Genomic DNA, 21,592 nt, shown 5'->3' on the forward strand with positions numbered 1-21,592 from the left:
CAATACTCATTCGGTCGCCATCGGCGGAAGCTGTTTGATGAGCGGCGGGTCGTAATCCACCTTGCCGACCTTCGTCGCACCGCCGGGCGAACCCAGCTCGTCGAAGAAGTCGACATTGGCGTTCACGTATCCGCTCCACTGGTCCGGAGTGTCGTCTTCATAGAAGATCGCCTCCACCGGGCACACCGGCTCACATGCACCACAGTCCACGCACTCGTCGGGATGGATGTACAGCATGCGACCACCCTCGTAGATACAGTCCACGGGGCATTCTTCGATGCATGCCTTGTCCTTCACGTCAACGCACGGTTCAGCGATGATGTACGGCACTGCCGCTCTCCTAGTCTGTCCTCACAGGGATAGTCCGCCCAGCGTCACATTATCCCGGTAGCCCAGGTTACTCCGGGTCAGCCTGCCCTAACCAACTTCGTCCCGCGTGCCACTCGCTGGATTCGAAACACCCTGGCATCCGCCCTTTGCGAATCGTCGCCAGGGCGACGTCCGGGAATCCGGTATCGACCCGGTGCCGCTAGCCAACCGTCAGTGGCAGCGCCGCGGAGATCTTCCGTGGTGGTACCCCATAAGTGGTGGTGCGCTCGCGCACCGGACGGCCGATGCCCTCGGCGATCTCGGCGAGTTCCGCGACGGTCTTGGCGGAGCCGTGTTGCGATCCGGCCATGCGGGAGATGGTCTCTTCCATCAAGGTCCCGCCCAGGTCGTTGGCACCGCCGTTGAGCATTATCCGGGTGCCAACTGTGCCGAGTTTCACCCAACTGGTCTGGATGTTATCGATGCGGCCGTGCAACATGATCCGCGCAAGGGCGTGCACCGCGCGGTTGTCTCGAATGGTCGGGCCCGGCCGCGCCGCGCCGGCCAGGTACAGCGGTGCGCTCTGGTGCACGAACGGCAGCAGGACGAATTCGGTGAAACCGCCTGTCTCGTCCTGGATTCCGCGCAGCACCCGCAGATGTCCGACCCAGTGCTGGGGATTGTCGACGTGGCCGTACATCATCGTGGAACTGGAACGCACGCCGACCTGATGTGCGGTGGTGATCACCTCGACCCATGCGGAGGTCGGCAGCTTGCCCTTGGTGAGCACCCAGCGCACCTCGTCGTCGAGGATCTCCGCGGCCGTCCCGGGAATCGTGTCCAGCCCGGCTTCCTTCAGCGCGACCAGCCAGTCGCGGATACTCTGCCCGCCGCGCGAGGCGCCGTTCACGATCTCCATCGGGCTGAACGCGTGCACATGCATCGATGGCACCCGCTGTTTGATCGCGCGCACCAGATCGGCATAGCCGGTGACCGGGAGGTCCGGGTCGATGCCGCCCTGCATGCAGATTTCGGTCGCGCCGTCGACGTGCGCCTCCCAGGCGCGGTCGGCGACCTCGTCCATGCTCAGGGTGAAGGCGTCGGCATCGCCCTTGCGCTGGGCGAATGCGCAAAAGCGGCAGCCGGTGTAACAGATATTGGTGAAGTTGATATTCCGGTTCACCACGTAGGTGACATCGTCGCCATTGACATCGCGACGCAGTTGGTCGGCGAGTGCGGCCACCGCATCCAATGCTGGTCCGTCGGCCGTTGCCAGCGCGAGGTATTCGGCGTCGGTGAGCCCGGCCGGATCGTTCTCGGCGGCACGCAGCGCGGCCAGCACATCGGAGTCGAGCCGCTCGGGTACCGTGACGGCGAGGTCCCTGGCCTGTTCGCGAATGGTGTCCCAGTCGCCGAAGGCCCCGACGACATCATGGCCGAGCGCGGAATCGCTGCGGCTCTCGGTATTGCGGCCCTCGGTATCGATCGAGGTATTGAGGTCGATGCGGCCCGCGGATTCCCACGACTCGTCCGGTTCCTGCCAGGGCAGCCCAACCGGAACCGCATCCGGATTCGCCAGACCGGTTTTCGGATCGGTGAGCGCGGCGACGTGTGCGCCGATGCGCGGATCGACCCACGGGTTGCCCGCGCGCACGTATTTCGGGTGCGCCGAGGTGCGTTCGACGAGTTGGTAGCCTGCGGCCTCGGTGATTTCGCGCAGCGTATCGAGGTTCGGCCAGGGCCGTTCCGGATTCACGTGGTCGGGGGTGATCGGCGAGACACCGCCCCAGTCATCGATGCCCGCATCGATCAGGGCCTGACATTCCGCGTGCGACACCAGATTCGGCGGCGCCTGCACGGGAACGTCGGGACCGAGCAGCAGCCGGGTGACCGCGATGGCGGCCAGGAACTCCGCCATGCCCGCGTCCGGAACGTCGCGCATGGCGGTGTCGTCCTTGGCACGGAAGTTCTGGATGATCACTTCCTGGATATGCCCGAATGCCTTGTGCTGCTTGCGAATCGCCATGATCGACTCGGCGCGCTCGGTCAGCGTTTCGCCGATGCCGACCAGAATGCCCGTGGTGTAGGGCACCGAAAGCCGACCGGCATCGGTAATCGCGCGCAGCCGCACCGCCGGATCCTTATCCGGACTCCCGTAATGGCAGTTGCCCTTTTCGGTGAACAGGCGGGTGGCGGTGGTCTCGAGCATCATGCCCATGGACTGCGCCACCGGCTTGAGCCGCGAGATCTCCGCCCAGCTCATCACGCCCGGATTCAGATGCGGCAGCAGACCGGTCTCCTCGAGCACCATGATCGAAACGGCGCGCAGGTAATCCAGGGTGGAGTCGTAGCCGCGTTCGTCGAGCCACTGCGCGGCCTCCGGCCAGCGGTCCTCGGGCCGGTCGCCGAGGGTGAACAGCGCCTCTTTGCAACCGAGCTCGGCACCGCGGCGCGCGATATCCAGCACCTCATCGGGCTCCAGGAACATGCCCTTACCCTCGGCGCGCAGCTTGCCCGGCACCGTGACGAAGGTGCAGTAGTGGCATTTGTCCCGGCAGAGTTTGGTCAGCGGGATGAAGACATTGCGCGAATAGCTGATGGTCTTCGGCCGACCCGCCGATTCCAATCCGGCATCGCGCACCCGGGCGGCGCTGCGACACAAGTCGACGAGGTCCTCGCCGCGTGCGTGCAACAGCACGGCCGCCTCGTCCACATTCAGTGTCACACCGTCGCGGGCCCGCCGCAGCGCGCGGCGCATTGCCGACGGCGTAGGCGGTGTTGGCGGGACGCTCGGGGTCGCTAGCTCGGTCACGTCCTCGATCATGCGCTACACATCCTGGGCTGTCTCCCTCCAGTGCCTGTGCGCGGTGATAACTGTCGGATTTCGCGCAGTATTCCGGGTTGCCGGGGCGAATTATTCCCGCGCAGGTAGGTGGGTTGGGGGCGGAGCAAGGACGTGCAACCATGGCTAGCATGTCGCCGCCGCACACGATCATGGCCGACCCAGCCTGGCGTCCGAGCACCAAGGCCAAGCTCTTGTGGACGATTCAGGCCGCGCTGGGGTGGGTGATTCCCGTCGTGGCACTGACCGTCTGGGTTGTCGCCGACTCCGGGCATCGCGGTGCGCAGTTGGTGGTGTTCGCGGCGGGGCTCGTGCTCGCGGCGGTAAGCATCGGGGTGATGCCGCTGTGGCGGTATGCGGTGCATCGGTGGGAGGTGACCGATGAGGCGGTGTACACCCGGGTCGGGTGGCTGACGGTGGAGAGCCGGGTGGCGCCCATCTCCCGGGTGCAGACCGTCGATACCGAGCGCGGGCCGCTGGAGCGAATTCTCGGACTGGCGACGGTGACCGTGACGACGGCGTCCTCGGCCGGTGCGGTACGGATCTCCGCGCTCGATCTGCCGGTCGCCGAACGGACCGTCACGCGGCTGACCGAAATCGCGGCATTGCACCGCGGGGATGCGACGTGAATTCGCACCTACCGGAGACCGATCTCGTGCCGGAGACAGAGCAGCCGTGGTCGCGGCTGGATAAGCGAATGTTGTTGGTACACCCCATCAACGAGGTTGTGAAGTTCATTCCGGTGCTGATCGGATCGGTGCTCCTCGGCACCAATACCGGTAATCATCTGTGGGGGCTCATCGCGCTGGCGGCGATCGTCGGCTTCGCGCTGACGCGCTGGTTCACCACTACCTATCGGGTCGGGCCGACACATGTCGAGTTGCGGACCGGGTTGATTCAACGCAAGAAGCTGTCGGTACCGCGGCCACGGATCCGATCGGTCGATATCGAGGCCGATCTGTTGCATCGGGTGCTCGGGCTGGCGGTGTTGGCGATAGGGACTGGGCAACACGCAGATTCGGGCGAGAAATTCAAGCTCGATGCGTTGGATGCGGATGTGGTGCCCGAGTTGCGGACCGTGTTGCTCGCGCACACCGCTTCGGAATCCGCTGTCGGACAGCAGATGCCAATCGAGGATCCGCTCCGCAAAGACCTGCCGGTCTCCGGGAGTGCTCGGGAGATCGGTCATTGGCAAGCGAGCTGGGTGCGTTACGCGCCACTGTCGCTGACCGGTTTCGCGATCATCGCACCCATCGTCGGTGTGGCATTTCAGTACGGGTTCGGCCAGATCATGTTCAGTTCGGATGCGGTGCTCCGTATCGAGGACAGCAGCGCGGTCCTCATCGCCGTCAGCATCGCACTGCTGGTCGTCGCGATCGTGGTGATTGTCAGTCTCGCGGCCTGTGCACGTTATCTGACAACCTATTTCGGGCTGCGCGTGCTCGACAACGACCGCACATTGCACCTGCGCCACGGACTGTTCACGACCAGGCAGATCACCCTGGATCTGGCGCGGTTCCGCGGCGCGACCGTCAACGAGCCGCTGCTGTTGCGCCTGGCCGGTGCCGCCGAGCTCGAAGCCATCATGACCGGCCAGAGCCCGCGCCAGAAAATCCTGCCCCAGGCACCGCGTTCGGCGATCGAACGCACCCTCGCGCAATTGCTCGCCCCCCGAGGCACCAGGCCGCCCGACGATGCGACGGTCAGCACCGCACCGCTGATCGCACACGGACCGGCCGCACGCCGCCGTCGGTACACCCGCGCACTGAGCCCGATCCTGCTTCTCGCGGCCGCGATGCTGATCACTGCCCTTGCCGGAGTGGATTTTTCACCATGGTGGTGGCTGCTGCCCGCACTCGCGACCCCGATCGCCGCGGCGCTGGCCGCCGACCGTTACCGCGGCCTCGGCCACGCAATCCTGCCCGCCACCGACAGCAGTCCAGCCTGGCTCATCACCCGCTCGGGCTCGCTCGACCGGGACCGCGACTGCCTCGAAGCCCCCGGCATCATCGGCTGGACGGTCCGCCAATCCTTTTGGCAGCGCCGCTCCGGTATCGCCACCGTCGTGGCCGCCACCGCGGCTGGCAAAAAGCGCTACCTCGTCGTCGACATTCCACTCGAACAGGCCTGGAACCTCATCGAATCGGCAACCCCCGGCCGCCTCGGCACCCGCTGAGAGCCGCACGCACATCCAGTGACTACCTCGCGCAGGCTGCACGCAGGGTTGCCCGCTGCGCGAGGTGGTCACTGTGGTCGTCCGCAACGCCGTCGTCGCCTGGACAAAGACGTTGTCAGTCACAGCCCTATCCTTCGATGAGGCGCACGACGAGGGTGAGTCGACCGGCTGGCGTCCACGCGCCGACGGCGACGTTCCCCGAACCCAAATACGTGAGCCTCTCGATTTCTCCCTCGTCGCCGAAGTCGATCGGCAGTACGATGCGTTCGGCCGAGTCGAAGTTCTCGTCGGCGACGATCAATGCGTCCTCGGTCGCGTACACGGCGGCTCGGTCGTCGTTGATCCAGCATCCGGCGAGCCCGAAACCGTACACGGCGTCGACGTCACTCGCGTCGAGCCGTGAGATCTCCTTCAGATCCGGCCACGACAGCATCCGTACGATCTGCGGATCGCTTGGATACGGGGTGACAAGTAGCCTCGCGCCCGACGGACTGAAACCCGCGATCACGAGATCATCTCCGGCGAGGATCTCGGTCAGATGTAGGCGCGATCCCTCGACATCGACGCGGAAGGCGAGAACGCCATCCTGCCCCATGGCGAGCTCGAGAATCGCCGTGTCTTCGGCAGGATGAGGATGCAGGAAGGCGCGAGCATCATCGGCGTCGATCGCTTGGTCGTCGAGGATCGCCCCGGTCGCGGAATCGAGCACGAGCAGCCGGTGCCTCTCGCCGTCCGGGACAGCGACGACAAGTAGACCGCCCAGGAGCACAGCCGCGTCGGCGGGTATTCCGGGCACCGTTACCACTTCCTCTCCGGCGATGACGAGCCCGCCGGCGGAGGCGAGTATGAGCAGATCGAGGCTGGACGCCGCAAGGACGCAGACGTCATCCTCCAGAGGGAGCTCTCGCTGCGAGTTCTCGGCGAGTCTGTCGTCGAGAAGACGCACCGCACCGTCTCGCCACAGCGCGAAAGTCAGACGCCCGCTCGCCTCGCCCGCAAAAACGAGACCCGACATCGCGTCCAGGACGTCGATCACGTCAGCGGAAATGCGCATTCGATCACTGTATCGAGCACGGCCGGTCATCGACTGGACCAAGACTTTGCCAGACACGCCACACCTAGCTGTCCGAGACCGTCGGCGCCGAGAGCGACCGAGCCGAACCAGCGACTCGACCCGACTCGCGCGGTGTCGCTGATCGATTGCCAGCGCTGCGCCGAGTTCAATGATCAGCGTGGTCGAGACCCCGACATCGCCGACGCGGGAGTTACCCATCGCCGATCGCCGCGTGCGGCGGATGCAGCGAGGCGACAAATATCGACTGACCGCGATCGGTGGTTTGGCGGCGTTATCGCTGGATGCGCTGACCAGTGTGGCGTATGGGCCCGAGGCGATCGTGCTGGTTCTGGTCGCGGCGGGTGCGGCGGCGGTGTCGTGGACGCTGCCGGTAACGCTGGCGATCTCGGCATTGTTGCTGGTACTGGTGCTGTCGTATCGGCAGGTTATCGCGGTACATCCGGACGGCGGCGGGTCCTATGCGGTGGCGAAGAAGGATCTCGGTCGCGGTGCCAGTTTGCTCGCGGCGGCGAGTCTGGTGGTGGACTACGTGCTGACCGTCGCGGTGAGTCTCGCGGCCGGTGCGGCCAGTCTGGCCAGCGCTTTTCCGGTACTCGCTGATCATCTGCTGCTCATGACATTGAGCGGACTCGCGTTGCTCACCGTGATCAATCTGATCGGGGTGGCCGAATCGGCGAAAGTGCTGATGGGGCCCGCACTGCTGTTCATCGTCTCGATCCTCGCGATGATCGTGATCGGACTGTTCCGCGCGGCACCGGTCGCGGTGATCGGCACCGATCTCGGGCCGATCGTGCCGGTCGATACGATCGGAATTCTGTTGCTGCTCAAGGCATTTTCGGCCGGGTGTGCGTCGCTGACCGGGGTCGAGGCGATTGCCAACGCAGTGCCATCGTTCCGGACGCCCGCGGTACGACGGGCCCAGCACACCGAGGTCGCGCTCGGCGTACTGCTGTGCACGATGCTGCTCGGTTCGGCGCTGCTCATCGGCCGTTATCACGCGGTGCCGCGCGGCGGTGTCACGCTGCTCGCGCAATTGTCAGCGGGGGCATTCGGGATCGGGTGGCCGTTCTACGTGACGAGTCTGGCCGTCACGCTGGCGCTGTGCCTGGCCGCGAATACCAGTTTCGGCGGACTGCCGGTGTTGCTGTCACTACTGGCGAAAGACCACCGGGTCGCGCACTTGTTCGCGTTGCGCTCCGAGCGCCCGGTATTCCGCTATGGCGTTGCGGCCCTTGCCATTCTGGCAGCCACGGTGCTGCTGATCGTGCATGCCGAAACCCAACGCCTGCTACCGGTTTTCGCGGTCGGCGTCTTCATCGGATTCACCATCAGCCAGACCGGGCTGGTGCGGCACTGGCGTACGCAGCGTGGCCCGGGTTGGATTCCGCGTGCCATGCTCAACGGCTTCGGCGCGCTGCTCACCGCCGTGGCCGCCGTGGTACTGCTCATCGAGAAGTTCAGAGAAGGGGCGTGGCTACTGCTGATCATCGTGCCCGCGTTGATAACTCTGTTCGCCCGCACCGAAAACTACTACCGCAGCATCGCCGATCAACTCAGCCTGGGCCGAATCCCGGCCCTCCCATCGCAATCCCCGGATCGGGAACCGATGCTCATCGTGGTTCCGGTGGTCGCGGTCAGCGCGGTAACTGCCCGTGCCCTGCGCACCGCCCAAGCCTTCGACGGTGAAGTCGTTGCCGTTGCAGCCGAAATCGACGCCGCCGCCACCCGTCGACTCAGCAAGCAGTGGAAGCAATGGGATCCCGGCGTTCCCCTCACCGTCCTCCCGAGCCCACATCGCAGTCTCATCACCACCCTCGTCGGCTACGTCCGCGCCCGAACCCGCACCGGCCGCCAAGTCACCGTTCTCCTGGCCCAGGTAGAAGCCGCCCGCTGGTACCACCGCCTCCTCCACAATCCGCGCGGCCCCGTCCTGGCCGCCACCCTCCGCGCCCGCACCGACGCCGTCATCGCCAGCCTGGCCATTCGCGTCGACTGAGGCACCGGCGTCCGTAGGGTCGCCTCCGCCGACGGGATCCGAGTCACCCGAGACGGCAAATACGTTGTCCGCAACGAGTTTTTCGGCAATAACGATCCTGCCTGGACAGTCGCGGTGAACGTGGCGGAGCCCGGCGAGGTGCGGTGTGTGCGGTCTTCAGCCCCAGCGGCGCCGCCATCGCCACCCCGTAGCTCGGCGTCAACGAGAATCAGTGCGTGCTGAACAGGCCGGCGTTTGTTCGGAAGTAGATGTAGAGCAGGGGTGGGACCAAACCGCAGAACAGCAGGAGCAGGGTGCGCCAGTCGCTGCCCAGCAAGATGTCGCCACCTGGGCCGCTGACGGAGCAGAGCAGGAATCCGAAGGTCCAGGCGACCAAGGGGAGGATCATCACGCTGACGCGCTGGGTTATCGAGCGGACTCCCATGACCAGGAGGATGTTCACTACGCCCGCCAGCACCGCGGACAGGGGGAACGCGACGGTGTTGATGTAGGTGGGGAGGTAGAGGACTTCGAGGACGAGGGTGATCAGAGCGTCCAGGACCAGGACGCTGATGATTACCGGGCCCAGGGGCAGAGTTTCGTGGGCGCCGTAAGTGCGCTTCGGTGCCTTGTCGAAGATGACGCTCACGGCTGCGCCTCGCTGACGCTCGACTCCGCCGTGCGCGACGGCGCGCTGTATTGATGGTTCACTCGCTGACGCTCACTCACAGCTGCGCCTCGCTGACGCTCGACTCCGCCGTGCGCGACGGCGCGCTGTATTGATGGTTCACTCGCTGACGCTCACTCACGCGACCGACGGGAAACCGAGGAGGGTGAGCAGGTGGCTCTGCATATCGACGAACGCGTACAGCACCGACATGTAGAGGTCGTGCTGCTGCTGAGCGCCGGGGCGCAGGCTGTCCACGAAGGCAGCGATCGCGTTCTGCAGATCCCAGTTGTACATGATCGGAGTCTATTCCGAATTCACTCGGCTTCGATGGGGATGTTCGCGACTACGGGGAACTCACCGGTGTAGCCCTTGCGCATTGCGGCGATCGCGAACACCCGCTTGCGGGCGGCGAACCAGCCTATGATCAGCGCCGGGATGAGCACCACGAGGGAGGCGACGGTCCAGGTCCCGACCGGATAGTCGACGCCGGTGAGCACCACAACGAAGAACAGGAATACCAGCGTGATCAGGCCGGTCCACGGCGCACCCCACATGCGGAACTGCGGCCGCTGGAGTCTGCCCTGTTTCCACCAGCGCCACAGCTGCAGCTGGCATAGCACGATGGTGGCCCAGGACGCGATAATGCCGAGCGAGGCCATATTCAGCACGATCTCGAAGGCCCGCTCGGGCACGATGCCATTGAGCGCGATACCGCAGAGCGCGATCAAGCTGGTCAGCATGATGCCGCCATAGGGCACCCCGTTGCGGCCGATCACCCCGGTGAACTCAGGTGCGCTGCCATTCATCGACATAGACCGCAGAATGCGCCCGGTGGAGTACAGACCCGCATTCAGACTGGAGAACGCGGCCGTCAGCACGACAACATTCATGACGCTGCCGATACCGGGAACCCCGAGCATGGTGAAGAAGGTGACGAACGGGCTCTCGCCGGACTTGTAGCTCGTGTAGGGCAGCAACAGTCCAAGCAGCACGAGCGAGCCGACGTAGAAGACCGCGATCCGCAGGATGACCGAGTTGATCGCGCGCGGCATGATCTTCGCCGGATTCTCCGTTTCGCCCGCCGCGGTGCCGACCAATTCCACAGCGGCATAAGCGAATACGACACCAGAGGTGACCACGACCAACGGCAGGATCCCGGTCGGGAACCCTCCGCCGTGATCGGTGACGACGCTCGGACCGGTCGCCGCACCATTGACGGTGAATCGGCCGATCAGAAATACCGTGCCGATGATCAGGAACGCGCTCAACGCGGCCACCTTGACCAGTGCGGCCCAGAATTCCATCTCCCCGAACCACTTGACCGAGACCAGATTGACCCCGAGCACGAGCATCAGCGCGATGAGCGCAAGCACCCATTGCGGAATATGGGCGAATCCGGCCCAGTAGTGAAAATATTGGGCAATCGCGGTGGTATCGGCGATTCCGGTCATCGACCAGTTGAGGAAGTACATCCATCCGGCGATGAATGCGGCCTTTTCACCGAAGAATTCGCGGGCATAGGAAACGAATGAACCGGACGACGGCCGGTGCAGCACCAGCTCACCGAGCGCACGCAGAATGAAGAACACGAATACACCGCAGACCGCGTAGACCAGGAACAGCGCTGGTCCAGCACTCGCGAGCCGACCACCCGCGCCCAGGAAAAGACCGGTTCCGATCGCGCCGCCGATGGCGATCATTTGGAGCTGACGCGGTTTGAGACTCTTGTGGTAGCCGTGATCCTCGATGCTGAGGTGAGCCTTGTCGCCGACCGCTGTCATGAACCGCTATACCCTCCACCTGGATGTCCGAAATCACAGAGACGGTACCCGCCGCCAAAAATGGACCCGACAGCAACCCTCAGGCAACGCCAGGAAACCTATCGGCCCGCGAACAAATCGTGTTCCCGCCCATCCGGCCCCACCGGCCCGCGCGTACCACGGACCAAGACGAAGTGCTCCTCCGGAAGTACCGGCTGCGCAACATTATTGGATAGCGCGAACTCGCGCCCCGACGGCGCGACCGTCACCTGCGTGGTGTGCGCCCGCAGCGCCGCCCGCTTGGCGGCCAGCGAATCGGATACGTCGATGGTGGTCGTCACCGTATGACTCGGCACGCTCGCGAGTTCGCCCGCGGCCGGCAACCGCCAGCCGCGCGGCAATGCGCCGGGCAAACCTGCCACGGTCCGCCGGGCCAACGCCTCGGTGTGCTGGCGCAGCATGTCGCCGTCGACGACCGTCCAATAGAACTTCGGGGTGTCCCAGCCCTGCTCGGCTGCCGCGGTCACCGCCGCCGAGGTGACCCAGTGCGCCCGAATATGGTCCGGATGCCCGTAGCCGCCGTGTGGGTCGTAGCCGATCACCACCTCGGGCCGCAATTCCAGCACGATCGCGGTCAGCGCTTCCACCGCGGCGGCACCGGAATGCACGAAGGCCCGTGGATGCTGCGCGGCCGTGGTGCCCGCCATACCGGAGTCGCGCCAGCGGCCCGCACCGCCGAGGAAGCGCGGCGGCCCGGCCTTCAGCGCGGCCAGCGCCTTGGTCAGCTCCGCGATCCGGTAGCCACCCAATTGATCGGCGTGCTCGGCGGTCAGCAGCGCCCACTCGTCGCCGATCACCTCTCCCTCTTCACCGAGGGTGCAGGTCACCACCGTCACCGGTACGCCGCGGCGGCGGTAGTGCGCGATGGTGCCGCCCGTGGTGATGGACTCGTCGTCCGGGTGGGCGTGCACCAGCAGCAGTCCACCGGTCGTCATGGGATCCTGCGCCACATTGCCGCATCACCGAAGATGCCGACCTGAATGGCACCGCTCAACGACGCACCATCGACGCGCGGTCCGGATGCGGCGACCACATTGTCCTGCACGATCGGCAGCACCGTCGCCAATGACCACAGCCGCGGCTCGGCATCGGCCAGCACCCGACCGACCTCCACACCGCGCAGCGCCTCGTCGATCGAGGGCTGCAGTCCGGGATCGCAGATGCCGGACAGATTGCTCGGCGCCGTCTTGGCCGCCTCGATGGCGGCTTGCGAATCCCCATTGCTCGCAGCGGTAGCCACCGGCGGGCAGCCGTAGCGCGATGCGAGTACGGTGGCCGGATCCGAACCGGCGACCTCCCAGCCGACTATGGCGTCCACGCCGCCCTCGATGAGTTCCTTGCCGTAGAGGGTGTCCGCCGCGAAACTGCGCACGCTGGCATCGATTCCGGCACTGCGCAATTGGTCCGCGGCGGTATTGGCGACCGCGAGCGCGGTTGCGTCACCGGTCACCGCGCCGATTCGAATCGCCAGTGCCTTACCGTTTTTCGCGATCGAGCGGGGGCGCGGCGCGGGTGAGGTCGGCGACTGCACCGGCGGCGTCTCGGGGGCCCGACCATAACCTGCCTCACCCAGCAGCGCGAACGCCTCGTCCGCGGACGGCCGCGGTGGCGCGGTCGGCGTGTATCTGGGATCCGACAATGTCAGGATCTGCGAGCGCACCGGCTCGACCCAGCCGCCGGTCTGCCCGGCGACGGTGGCCAGCAACGTCGGATCGATCAGCGCGGTCACCCCGCGCCGCACCCGCGGATCGCTGAGATCGCCACTGCGGCCATTGATGACGAATTGCAGCTCACGCGACTGCGGCATGATCGCGGTGCGCACCGACGGGATCGCTGCCAATTGCGCCTGGGTCGCGACACCGCCGTGCACCAGTGCCATCTGCGCGTCGCCGGTGCGCAGCGAATCGGCCAGCTGCGCGGGAGTTCCGCCGCGGCGCAACAGAATCTGATCCGGCGCGGCGGGGGTGCCCCAATACCGATCGTTGCGTTCGAGCAGGATCTCGTCGCGTCCGCGGTCGGTCGATTTGATGCGGAAATTGCCACCCGACACCGGAACACCCTCGACCAGACCAGTGGCGAAGCCGCCGGGCTGATCCTTGATCAGATGCGAGGGCAGCAGATTCGTGAACAGCTCACGCCAGGCCGGGTATGGCTCGGTCATCGTGACGGTGACCGTCTTGCCCCCGCCCGAGGAGTTGATATCGGCAATGTGCCGATATCCTGCCGGATCGACGACACCCGGCTGGGTGATCATCTGCTGCCACAGGAACCGGAAGTCCTCCGCCGCGATCGGCGCACCATCGGACCAGTTCGCCTGGTTGCGCAGCGTATAGGTGATGGTGAACGGTTCCTGCGCGGTCACCTCTGCCGAGACCATCAGCGCGGTATCCGGCACCCATTCGGTGACACCGGGCACCGCTGGATTCGGCACCGGCCGGAACGGGCTCGGCAACACCATCGAACTCACCGCGGCGGTGGCCGGTGACTGATCGGAACGCAGATGCGGATTGAACCCGATGCCAATGTCATCGATGGCCACCACGACGGTGTTCTTACCGGGTTTGACCGGTGTCGTCTTCGGGCTGTCGGTGCTCTCGATCGGCGGCGGCGGATTCGCGGTGCAGCTGGCGAGCACCACGGTGGAGGCCGCCATGATGATCAGCATCGCGCGTCGTATAGCCCCCGTGCTCACGTGCCGCACTCTACTTGGCCTCGCGCTCGCTCGGCCGAATAGCATGCCGCTGGCGTGTGTCCTTGGTTGACTCGCCGCACTCGCATGAGGTTGCCGGAAAGACCCATCCCTATTACAGCGCAGCCCGGTCCCGCGCCTTCCGTCGCGACAGTTCGCGCCCGCGTTCGGTGGCGCCGAGGATGACCTTGCGCACCCGCACGATCTCCGGCGTGACCTCGACGCACTCGTCGGCGGCACAGAACTCCATCGCCGCCTCCAGGTCGAGCTGCAGCGGTTTGGCGAGCGTCTCCATCACATCGGCGGTCGAGCTGCGCATATTGGTCAGCTTCTTCTCGCGGGTGACATTGATATCGAGATCCTCGGCGCGCGGGTTGATGCCGACGACATGACCCTCGTAGGTATCCGCACCCGGCTCCACGAAGAACTGGCCGCGATCGGCCAGCTGGATCATGGCGAACGGAGTCACCGAGCCCGCGCGGTCGGAGACCAGCGAACCGGTGTGGCGGGCCCGGATCTCACCGGCCCACGGGGCGTAGCCGTGCGAGACCGCGTTGGCGATGCCGGTGCCGCGAGTTTCGGTGAGGAAATCGGTACGGAAGCCGATCAGACCGCGCGACGGGACGATGAACTCCATCCGCACCCAGCCCGCGGCATGGTTGTTCATCTGGACCATCTTGCCCTTGCGGGCGGCCAGCAGCTGGGTGATCGCGCCGAGGTACTCGTCGGGGCAATCGATGGTCAGCTCTTCGTAGGGTTCGTGCACCTTGCCGTCGACCTGCTTGGTGACCACCTGCGGCTTGCCGACAGTCAACTCGAAGCCTTCGCGGCGCATCGTTTCGACCAGGATGGCCAGCGCCAGCTCACCGCGGCCCTGCACCTCCCAGGCATCCGGGCGGCCGATATCGAGCACCCGCAGCGAGACATTGCCGACCAGTTCGGAGTCCAGCCGCGACTTCACCATGCGAGCGGTCAGCTTGTGGCCCTGCACCCGGCCGACCAGCGGCGAGGTATTGGTGCCGATGGTGACCGAGATGGCGGGCTCGTCGACCGTGATGCGCGGCAGCGCGACGGGATTGTCGACATCGGCGAGGGTGTCGCCGATCATGATGTCCGCGATACCCGCGATCGCGACGATATCTCCGGCCACCGCGACCTCACCGGGCTGCCGCTCGACGCCGATGGTCTGCAACAGCTCGGTGATCTTGACCTGCTTGACGCCGTCGGCGTGCATCCACGCGACGTTCTGACCCTTGCGCAGCTCACCGCTGTAGACACGGACCAGCGCGAGCCGGCCGAGAAATGCCGAGGCGTCGAGGTTGGTGACGTGCGCCTGCAGCGGTGCCGTCGGATCGCTCTTGGGTGCCGGGATGTTCTCCAGCAGCACCTCGAACAGCGCGTCCAGATTCTCCGCGTCCGGCGCGCTGCCGTTCTCGGGACGTTCCTTGGATGCCTTGCCTTCACGGCCGGATGCGTAGAGGACCGGCAGATCCAGCGCGAGTTCGGCGGCCTCGGCGGCCTCGTCGTCCAGATCGGAGGCGAGGTCGAGCAGCAGATCGTGGCTCTCCTCGACGACCTCTTCGATGCGGGCGTCGGGGCGGTCGGTCTTGTTCACCACCAGGATGACCGGCAACTTCGCGGCCAGCGCCTTGCGCAGCACGAACCGGGTCTGCGGCAGCGGTCCCTCGGACGCGTCGACCAGCAGCACGACACCGTCGACCATGGACAGCCCGCGCTCGACCTCACCACCGAAATCGGCGTGGCCGGGGGTGTCGATGACATTGATCACGGTGACCGAACCGTCCGGGTGGTGCCGGTGCACCGCAGTGTTCTTGGCGAGAATGGTGATGCCCTTCTCGCGCTCCAGGTCACCGGAGTCCATCACGCGATCGACGAGCTCGGCCCGTTCGGCGAACGCGCCGGACTGGCGCAGCATGGCGTCGACCAGCGTCGTCTTACCGTGGTCGACGTGGGCCACGATGGCGACGTTGCGAAAATCGCGTGCAGACGACACGCCTCAATCCTCCTGCTGTTGGTATAGATGCCGGCTGCATCCGAAGTCGGCGTGCTCGAGACCCTACGTGGTTACGCAGGCTTGCTCCGCCGGGTCCTGACGCTCCCGCCAGTCACCCTGAGAACAGGTGGAGAATCGATACTCACCGGGCATTGCGGCCAGGTACACAGTACCGGTATCCCGATGGCCTGCAGACCACGCGCTCGACTAAGGGTATGCTAACTAGCCATGGGCAAGGTCAAGGCGAAGAAGGTCTCCAGCCTGAAACCGAAGAAGAAGTGCTGTCGCAAGAAGACGCGCTGCCTGAAGTGCCCGGTTGTCATCATGCGGATGAAACGCCTGGAAGCGGCCGGTTGCTGCGGCAAGGAACTGAAGAAGGGCCTCGCGAAGGCCCGCGCTGCCTGAGCGACGAATTCGCCGCGCCCTCGGATTCAGCGATGGGTTTGCGGCACTCGGGGTACAACTCCGGTATGAGCGAACGCAGTGAGCGAACAAACAACACAGCCGCCCGATCGGTCATGCCGGAGCTGAGCGCTAGCGAGGCGCCGGCATGAGCGCTCCGAAACTAACTGAGACAGAACTCACCGAGGCTTTGACCGAACTGTCGGCCTGGACTCGGTCCGGCGACACCATCACCCGCACGATCGAGGCCAAGACCTTTCCCGCAGGCATCGAACTCGTGCGTCGGGTCGCCGAAGTCGCCGAGAACGCGAACCATCATCCGGATATCGATATCCGCTGGCGTCGGGTGAGCTTCACCCTCTCGACCCACGACTCCGGCGGACTTACCGCACTGGACGTGTCGCTGGCTCGCGAGATAGATCGGCTTGCGGCGCAATCCGATTGACCGTGCGCCCGGACCAGATCACCCAGGCATAGAACGCCAACACGCCGACCACATCGACGGCGCCGAGCCAGGACAGCACCCCCGGTCGCGAAATCGTCCAGATCGACGGCTGAGCGAACGAGAGCACCCACGGCACGCCGATCAGGGTGGTGGCGAGCCAATACCCGGCGAGTATCCGGGCCCCCGGCGCCTGCCGCAGCGGCCCGTACACCAGCCACAGCACCGTGGGCAGCAGCCATACGAAATGATGCGACCACGAGATGGGCGAAACCATCAGCCCGAACAGCTGCACAATGATCAAGGTGCCCAGCCGATCGTCGGGCCCCAGTGCGCGCCAAGCTAAGAAGGCAAGGACGGCCACTACCACAGCGGCCGCCAGCCACCACGGCCCGGATTGGACGTCGTGGCCGAGTAGACGACTCAGCGCACCACGCAGCGACTGATTCCAGACCGAGCCCACCGGACCGATCCGATCCGCGTCACCGAGCAGCGTGCCGAAGTACCGCTTGGCCTCCTTATGGTTGATCAGGAAGCTGACCCCGACCGTCGCACCGAAAACCACCGCCGACCACACCGCGGTCCCCCACCGCCGCCGGGCCACGAAGTACAGCCCCGAAATCGCCGGTGTCAGTTTGATTCCCGCGATCACACCGACCAGGCCGCCGGACAGCCACCAACGCGAACTGCGCACCGCGAGCATGGCCCCGAGCACCAGGAACACATTGACCTGGCCGTAGTCGATGGTGGTCCGCACCGGCTCCATCCACACGCCGATCGCGGTCCACCAGACCACAGCGGTGCGCCACCGCGACTCGCGCATCCGCTCCGCACCGAGGATCAATTCGAAGGCGATCCACACCACCACGTACAGCGCGACGACAATAGCCAGCAGCCAGAGCACCGCGACCATGGTGAACGGGAAGTAGTGCAGCGGGAAGAAGACCAGCGCCGCGAACGGCGGATAGGTGAACGGCAGCGGGAAGTCCGGGGTCTTCTCGGCATAGGTGAAGTCGTAGAGGCGGTCGGTCAGCAGGTCCGCCGAACCGCCGACATAGACGTGCAGATCGACGAGGTTCATCCCGTTTTTCGTCAGCAGCATCCACAGCAGCCTGGCCAACACAGACAGACCGAGCACCGGCACAGCCAATCGGAGGCTTCGGTTCAATTCGCAGGCTTTCGAGTCGATTCCGGGAAGGCTGCGACTAGCCTAACCGCCACCGCGAGCGATCCCATCAATCCCCCGGACCGACCCCGGCATGAGCGGTCGAGCCCAGAGGAGGTACCTCGCGCAGCCACGCAAGGCTGCACTCATGCCTTATCGGCACAGCGTGCGCGGTCGAGCCAGAAGCCGGTGGCGTGCGTGGCCACGGCGGGTTCCGAACATCACTGATAACATTTGCATCACCTTTCACTCTGGTAACACAAGACAGCGCTACGGTCTGATAACACTGATCGTCCACAACAGCAATAAGGGCACGGCGGCTGTACAACCAGCACTCCTGTCCCTAGAGTGGCCCCGAAAACGATGGCTTTTTGCATCGCTCCCGTGATGTACCCGAGGTTAAGGACGGCTAGACCAGTGCTTCGCACCCGAGGATCGCGGATCATGTTGTCCGCGCTCGCCATCGCGGCGAGCGCTTCGCTCACCGTGCCGTCGACGGCAGTCGCAGCACCGGCTCCTGCGCCCGTTGCACCGAGGAACACCATTCCGATGATTCCGGAGGGCGTTCCTACCGATGCGATCGCGTCGCTGGCCCCGGCCATCGTCGGCGCCATCGCCGGGCCGGCCGATGCCAAGCCCATCGCGGATGCCCCGAAGAACGCCATCCTCGATCAGGTCCGCGCGCTGCTCAACGCGCTGAACCTGCCACCGCAGATCAAGTCCACACTGGAACGGATCATCACGTTCCTGGACGGCAGTGGTGGCGGTGGCCCGGAGGTCCCGCAGGGTGGCCCGGCCATCGCGCAGTTCCTCTACCCGAGCATCGGCAAGGGCTGCATCGGCCCCGGCGCCGATTCGGTCGGCACCGCACTCGCCGTTCCCGGCCCGGCCACGCTGCCGCCGCCGGGACCGCAGGCCGGTCAGACCGGCTTCGTGTTCACCGCGCTCGGCACCAAGGGGCCGACGCCGGAACAGAATCCGCCGATGACGGTCCAGTGGCTGAACGTCGACACCCGGCAGTCCGGCATCCAGCCGTTGACCGACGAGGCGAAGATCAACCCGGACGGTCCGGCCACGCTCTCGGCGATCGCCGACACCGGCTCGGGCCGGGTCGTCGCGGTCATCTCCGGTTCGTTGACCACCAAGGCCGATGACGCCGACCCGCGGACCTGCTCGTTCCTGCCGACGCTTGGCTTCTTCACCGTCGCTTAAGCTCTCCTTCAGGCGCCGGAAGTTCGGTAACTGCGTAGGCCCCACGAACTGTGGTAGACCGAACACATGGCGGCTGTCGATAATTCGCGTTGGTCCCGTTCGATCCGGAGCAGACGTTCGCATCGATCGATCCTGTCCTTCCGCTCGGAAGGCTCGATCCTGTCCATCGGCTCGGCCTACTCGATCCTGTCGATCGGCAGTGTGGGTTCGGTGCTGTCCATCGGCGCCGTCGGCTCCTTCGGCTCGGTGATCTCTTCCTTCTCGTTAGGCAGCCTCGGCTCCGCGTTCTCCGGCATCTCCCGCTGGTCCATGTTCTCCTGGCGCGGCGACCACGAGGCCCCCGACAACCGCCCCGCCCTCCGCGTCGTCCCCGACGACGAACCCGAACTCCGCCGCGCACCCACCTGTCACTGCCAGACTTGACCGCCTCCCCGAATATTCGGGCCGTACCAGTAGGTGCCACTGAAGTCGCGTTCGGGTCCTGCGCCGAATACCCGGTCGGATTTTGGATGTACCCGACGAATTACCGACGTTCTTCCGAAATCAGTTGGTCAGTTCCGGCATTCGCCGCAACTTCATGACCTCGATGATCTTCACCACTGGCCATACTCGGCGGCGAGGATGTTGTTGACGTCGACACCGACGCCGTCGATGGCGCGTTGGTCGATCTCGATCTGGTGCAGATGTGCGGCGGGGTGTACGAAACCTTTGGGCGTACCCCAATTGTGCTGCCAGTACCAGGAACCCAGGCCCGCAGCCTGCGCCAGTTCGATGGTCGGCGCATTGGCGTAGATGCCGACGTTCTGTTTACCGAGCACCGACTCCCAGCCGAGGAGGTACGGCGCGATCATGGTCGCGAAATCGTTCGCGGACGGATTGTCGTCGATGGAGGCGTAGATCGGCCGGTTTTCCGGACCGCCCGCGGCGAGGTGCAGTTCGAAGCCGCGATCGGCATGCTTCTTGCCCGCCTCCAGGCCACCGCGCCAGTCGGCGGTCGTGCCCTTGCCGAACTGGTAGTTCGACACGATTGTCAGCCCGGCAGCATGCAGTCGATCGACCTCGTCGGCGCGCAGCGGCTTACCTTCCATCCATTCGGCGCCCGGACGGCGATCGGAGACGTAGCGAATGACGCCGAGGTGACCGTCATCCCGGATCGCGCCGGCAGAGGGCACACCACCCGCGTAATCGACGAGGGTGCCGAGCACACCCGCCGCCGCAGCGCGGGGCGCGGCGATTCCGACGGCGGCGGCTGCGGCGGTGTAGGCGAACAGCTGGCGGCGGGACACAGAAATGGAACGCATCGCAGGACTCCTTCGCGCAAACCCGACATGGACAGGTAGCAGCGTGCCCGGCGCACCTTCCCCAAGGTTCATTCGCGCGCCGGGAGCCTCGAACGTGCACTCATTTCACCACATTCACATTGGAACCGCCAGACCCACTGGAATCAGAAATTCACACTTGCCACACAGGTCAAGCGCGGGCTCTAAGCGATGCCGTCGATCCGCGCCGCGACATCGATCGTGCGGCCCGAACTATCGCTGAGCACCTCGCGCAGCACCTCGGCCACCCGCACGACGACCTGTTTCCTGATACCGGCCAGCACAGCGAGTGTGGCCGCCCGCATTCCGCGCGCCTTGAACTCCAGCCGCAGGTCATCGGCCGCGGGTGGCGGCACATCGATGACGATCAGCAGCGGGTCGGCCGCCCGCGCGGTCAGCACCAGCGGTATCTCGACCTCAGCGCGATAGTGGTTGGTCTTGAGCACGTCGACGGTGATATCCAGGCTCACCGGCAGGGTCAGATCGAAGGACAGCGGCACGTCCGGCCGATCCGCCAACTGCGGCACTCGAGCATTGCCCCGCACCGTGACCGTGGCAGAGTCACGCGGGCCGGCGCGCAACGGCCCGACCTCGATGGGACGGCCCACCATCTGCTCGACGAATTCGAAGACCCGATCGCGGGTCACGATGCGGGAGAAGAACTGATATCCGAATTCGTCATAGCCGATCCAGTCGAATTCGGCCTGGTCGATGTGCTCGGAACGGACGCCGTTGATGATGGCCTCGACGTCGAAGACCCGGCTGCGCCGCGCCTGCGGTTCGGCGAGTATCGCATTCACCCGATTGGCAACCTCGCGCTGCACCACCCCGGCGATCGGATCGAGCAACCATTCCCAGGCCGATTCGATGGCCTGGGCGCGCAGCACGAAGCTGACATCCCGCGAGCCGATCGGCGGGACATCGATGACGATGAGCAGCGGGTCCGCGGTGCGCGCGTGCAGCGTGAGATCGATTTCGGCGACCGCCTCGAGCCGCAACTTGCGCCCGCCGAGCAATACCTTCACCGACATGGTCAGCGGCACCGTGACCTCGAAGGTGATATGCGGGCCGTTGCGCAGAATGACCGGCTTGCCCACCTTGCCCTCGGCCATGAATCCGGCCAAACCCACTGGTCCGAGCGAGAACGGGCCGATGGTGATGCCGTGATCGGTCATCGCGCAGACCGCCGCCTCGATCCGTTCCGCGGTCACCGCGTGGGTGACGAACCGTTCCCCGAACTCGGCAAAGTCGATCCACACGGGATCACCGGTCTTTTCCACGATTGGCAGCATCAGAGTTTCCGAAACCCTCACCTCTCAACGGACAACCGACACGGTACGCGACGCAGATTTCGGCGAGGTCGGGCCGACATCCCCCACCCAGAGGTCCCTGTCCTGCTGATGAGGGGGTAGCAGGACAGGGACCGAAAGACGGCGCTGCCGGGCGCCGCCTAGTCAATGGTAAGTGCTAGCGGAGGAGCCG

Annotated in this window: 19 protein-coding genes; 7 read left to right on the forward strand and 12 right to left on the reverse strand. The window is 65.4% G+C overall.

What is annotated here, in order from left to right:
• Nucleotides 1-6 precede the first annotated feature (6 nt).
• On the reverse strand, nucleotides 7-330 hold the full coding sequence (gene fdxA / locus AB0L63_RS01380) for a ferredoxin (RefSeq protein ID WP_364493041.1): 324 nt from the start codon (nucleotides 328-330) through the stop codon (nucleotides 7-9).
• 199 nt (nucleotides 331-529) lie between these two features.
• A complete protein-coding gene (locus AB0L63_RS01385) occupies nucleotides 530-3,133 on the reverse strand; it encodes a bifunctional FO biosynthesis protein CofGH (RefSeq protein WP_364493043.1) in 2,604 nt (867 codons plus the stop codon).
• 149 nt (nucleotides 3,134-3,282) lie between these two features.
• On the opposite strand from AB0L63_RS01385, the gene AB0L63_RS01390 reads away from it, so the two are divergent.
• Both AB0L63_RS01390 and AB0L63_RS01395 read left to right on the forward strand, forming a co-directional pair.
• A complete protein-coding gene (locus tag AB0L63_RS01390) occupies nucleotides 3,283-3,780 on the forward strand; it encodes a PH domain-containing protein (protein ID WP_364493951.1) in 498 nt (165 codons plus the stop codon).
• Between the two features lie 68 nt (nucleotides 3,781-3,848).
• Nucleotides 3,849-5,327 carry a PH domain-containing protein gene (locus AB0L63_RS01395; RefSeq protein ID WP_364493955.1) on the forward strand — a complete coding sequence of 493 codons (1,479 nt, stop codon included), beginning with the start codon at nucleotides 3,849-3,851 and terminating at the stop codon, nucleotides 5,325-5,327.
• A gap of 127 nt (nucleotides 5,328-5,454) precedes the next feature.
• On the opposite strand, the gene AB0L63_RS01400 is transcribed toward AB0L63_RS01395, so the two are convergent.
• Nucleotides 5,455-6,381: a hypothetical protein gene (locus AB0L63_RS01400; RefSeq protein ID WP_364493045.1), complete on the reverse strand. Its 927-nt coding sequence runs from the start codon at nucleotides 6,379-6,381 to the stop codon at nucleotides 5,455-5,457.
• Between the two features lie 241 nt (nucleotides 6,382-6,622).
• On the opposite strand from AB0L63_RS01400, the gene AB0L63_RS01405 reads away from it, so the two are divergent.
• On the forward strand, nucleotides 6,623-8,398 hold the full coding sequence (locus AB0L63_RS01405) for an APC family permease (RefSeq protein WP_364493958.1): 1,776 nt from the start codon (nucleotides 6,623-6,625) through the stop codon (nucleotides 8,396-8,398).
• Nucleotides 8,399-8,606: 208 nt separating this feature from the next.
• Here AB0L63_RS01405 and AB0L63_RS01410 read toward each other — a convergent pair whose 3' ends face one another.
• From AB0L63_RS01410 to typA, 6 genes are all read right to left on the reverse strand, one after another.
• A complete protein-coding gene (locus AB0L63_RS01410; protein WP_364493047.1) occupies nucleotides 8,607-9,026 on the reverse strand; it encodes a hypothetical protein in 420 nt (139 codons plus the stop codon).
• 156 nt (nucleotides 9,027-9,182) lie between these two features.
• Nucleotides 9,183-9,341 (reverse strand): hypothetical protein, encoded by a 159-nt coding sequence (locus tag AB0L63_RS01415; protein WP_364493049.1) that lies wholly within the window; start codon nucleotides 9,339-9,341, stop codon nucleotides 9,183-9,185.
• Nucleotides 9,342-9,361: 20 nt separating this feature from the next.
• Entirely contained in the window at nucleotides 9,362-10,828 is a 1,467-nt protein-coding gene (locus tag AB0L63_RS01420; protein WP_364493051.1) for an amino acid permease, read from the reverse strand.
• Between the two features lie 98 nt (nucleotides 10,829-10,926).
• Nucleotides 10,927-11,802 (reverse strand): N-acetyl-1-D-myo-inositol-2-amino-2-deoxy-alpha-D-glucopyranoside deacetylase, encoded by an 876-nt coding sequence (mshB, locus tag AB0L63_RS01425; protein WP_364493961.1) that lies wholly within the window; start codon nucleotides 11,800-11,802, stop codon nucleotides 10,927-10,929.
• Complete coding sequence (locus AB0L63_RS01430; RefSeq protein ID WP_364493963.1) at nucleotides 11,799-13,532, reverse strand: ABC transporter family substrate-binding protein; 1,734 nt, start codon at nucleotides 13,530-13,532, stop codon at nucleotides 11,799-11,801. The genes mshB and AB0L63_RS01430 overlap by 4 nt, the downstream gene beginning before the upstream one ends.
• A 139-nt stretch (nucleotides 13,533-13,671) precedes the next feature.
• Nucleotides 13,672-15,570 carry a translational GTPase TypA gene (gene typA / locus AB0L63_RS01435; RefSeq protein WP_364493053.1) on the reverse strand — a complete coding sequence of 633 codons (1,899 nt, stop codon included), beginning with the start codon at nucleotides 15,568-15,570 and terminating at the stop codon, nucleotides 13,672-13,674.
• 228 nt (nucleotides 15,571-15,798) lie between these two features.
• On the opposite strand from typA, the gene AB0L63_RS01440 reads away from it, so the two are divergent.
• Both AB0L63_RS01440 and AB0L63_RS01445 read left to right on the forward strand, forming a co-directional pair.
• Nucleotides 15,799-15,975, forward strand: coding sequence for a hypothetical protein (locus tag AB0L63_RS01440; protein WP_364383793.1), 177 nt, complete (start codon nucleotides 15,799-15,801; stop codon nucleotides 15,973-15,975).
• A gap of 145 nt (nucleotides 15,976-16,120) precedes the next feature.
• Nucleotides 16,121-16,417 carry a 4a-hydroxytetrahydrobiopterin dehydratase gene (locus AB0L63_RS01445; protein WP_364493055.1) on the forward strand — a complete coding sequence of 99 codons (297 nt, stop codon included), beginning with the start codon at nucleotides 16,121-16,123 and terminating at the stop codon, nucleotides 16,415-16,417.
• Here the strand turns inward: AB0L63_RS01445 and AB0L63_RS01450 are convergent.
• Nucleotides 16,356-17,582 (reverse strand): mannosyltransferase, encoded by a 1,227-nt coding sequence (locus AB0L63_RS01450; protein ID WP_364493057.1) that lies wholly within the window; start codon nucleotides 17,580-17,582, stop codon nucleotides 16,356-16,358. The genes AB0L63_RS01445 and AB0L63_RS01450 overlap by 62 nt on opposite strands.
• 441 nt (nucleotides 17,583-18,023) lie before the next feature.
• Between AB0L63_RS01450 and AB0L63_RS01455 the strand changes: the two genes are divergently transcribed.
• On the forward strand, nucleotides 18,024-18,791 hold the full coding sequence (locus AB0L63_RS01455; protein WP_364493059.1) for a hypothetical protein: 768 nt from the start codon (nucleotides 18,024-18,026) through the stop codon (nucleotides 18,789-18,791).
• A 66-nt stretch (nucleotides 18,792-18,857) separates the two neighbouring features.
• Nucleotides 18,858-19,214: a hypothetical protein gene (locus AB0L63_RS01460; RefSeq protein WP_364493061.1), complete on the forward strand. Its 357-nt coding sequence runs from the start codon at nucleotides 18,858-18,860 to the stop codon at nucleotides 19,212-19,214.
• A 170-nt stretch (nucleotides 19,215-19,384) separates the two neighbouring features.
• Here the strand turns inward: AB0L63_RS01460 and AB0L63_RS01465 are convergent, their stop codons facing one another.
• Both AB0L63_RS01465 and AB0L63_RS01470 read right to left on the reverse strand, forming a co-directional pair.
• Complete coding sequence (locus tag AB0L63_RS01465; RefSeq protein ID WP_364493063.1) at nucleotides 19,385-20,092, reverse strand: DUF1906 domain-containing protein; 708 nt, start codon at nucleotides 20,090-20,092, stop codon at nucleotides 19,385-19,387.
• A 182-nt stretch (nucleotides 20,093-20,274) separates the two neighbouring features.
• Nucleotides 20,275-21,402, reverse strand: a complete 1,128-nt coding sequence (locus tag AB0L63_RS01470; RefSeq protein WP_364493066.1) for a hypothetical protein — start codon at nucleotides 21,400-21,402, stop codon at nucleotides 20,275-20,277.
• Nucleotides 21,403-21,592: the final 190 nt, after the last annotated feature.

This window comes from Nocardia sp. NPDC051990, assembly GCF_040680755.1.
In the GTDB taxonomy this organism is placed as follows: domain Bacteria; phylum Actinomycetota; class Actinomycetes; order Mycobacteriales; family Mycobacteriaceae; genus Nocardia.

What these genes read in the sequence shown, in the direction of transcription:
- AB0L63_RS01445 (WP_364493055.1), top strand. Translation starts at nt 16,121, where the DNA reads ATGAGCGCTCCGAAACTAACTGAGACAGAACTCACCGAGGCTTTGACC.
- AB0L63_RS01465 (WP_364493063.1), bottom strand. Translation starts at nt 20,092, where the DNA reads ATGCGTTCCATTTCTGTGTCCCGCCGCCAGCTGTTCGCCTACACCGCC.
- AB0L63_RS01390 (WP_364493951.1), top strand. Translation starts at nt 3,283, where the DNA reads ATGTCGCCGCCGCACACGATCATGGCCGACCCAGCCTGGCGTCCGAGC.
- AB0L63_RS01415 (WP_364493049.1), bottom strand. Translation starts at nt 9,341, where the DNA reads ATGTACAACTGGGATCTGCAGAACGCGATCGCTGCCTTCGTGGACAGC.
- AB0L63_RS01440 (WP_364383793.1), top strand. Translation starts at nt 15,799, where the DNA reads ATGGGCAAGGTCAAGGCGAAGAAGGTCTCCAGCCTGAAACCGAAGAAG.
- AB0L63_RS01395 (WP_364493955.1), top strand. Translation starts at nt 3,849, where the DNA reads ATGTTGTTGGTACACCCCATCAACGAGGTTGTGAAGTTCATTCCGGTG.
- AB0L63_RS01455 (WP_364493059.1), top strand. Translation starts at nt 18,024, where the DNA reads ATGTTGTCCGCGCTCGCCATCGCGGCGAGCGCTTCGCTCACCGTGCCG.
- AB0L63_RS01405 (WP_364493958.1), top strand. Translation starts at nt 6,623, where the DNA reads ATGCAGCGAGGCGACAAATATCGACTGACCGCGATCGGTGGTTTGGCG.
- AB0L63_RS01420 (WP_364493051.1), bottom strand. Translation starts at nt 10,828, where the DNA reads ATGACAGCGGTCGGCGACAAGGCTCACCTCAGCATCGAGGATCACGGC.
- AB0L63_RS01430 (WP_364493963.1), bottom strand. Translation starts at nt 13,532, where the DNA reads ATGCTGATCATCATGGCGGCCTCCACCGTGGTGCTCGCCAGCTGCACC.
- AB0L63_RS01400 (WP_364493045.1), bottom strand. Translation starts at nt 6,381, where the DNA reads ATGCGCATTTCCGCTGACGTGATCGACGTCCTGGACGCGATGTCGGGT.
- mshB (WP_364493961.1), bottom strand. Translation starts at nt 11,802, where the DNA reads ATGACGACCGGTGGACTGCTGCTGGTGCACGCCCACCCGGACGACGAG.
- AB0L63_RS01460 (WP_364493061.1), top strand. Translation starts at nt 18,858, where the DNA reads ATGGCGGCTGTCGATAATTCGCGTTGGTCCCGTTCGATCCGGAGCAGA.
- AB0L63_RS01470 (WP_364493066.1), bottom strand. Translation starts at nt 21,402, where the DNA reads ATGCTGCCAATCGTGGAAAAGACCGGTGATCCCGTGTGGATCGACTTT.
- AB0L63_RS01385 (WP_364493043.1), bottom strand. Translation starts at nt 3,133, where the DNA reads ATGATCGAGGACGTGACCGAGCTAGCGACCCCGAGCGTCCCGCCAACA.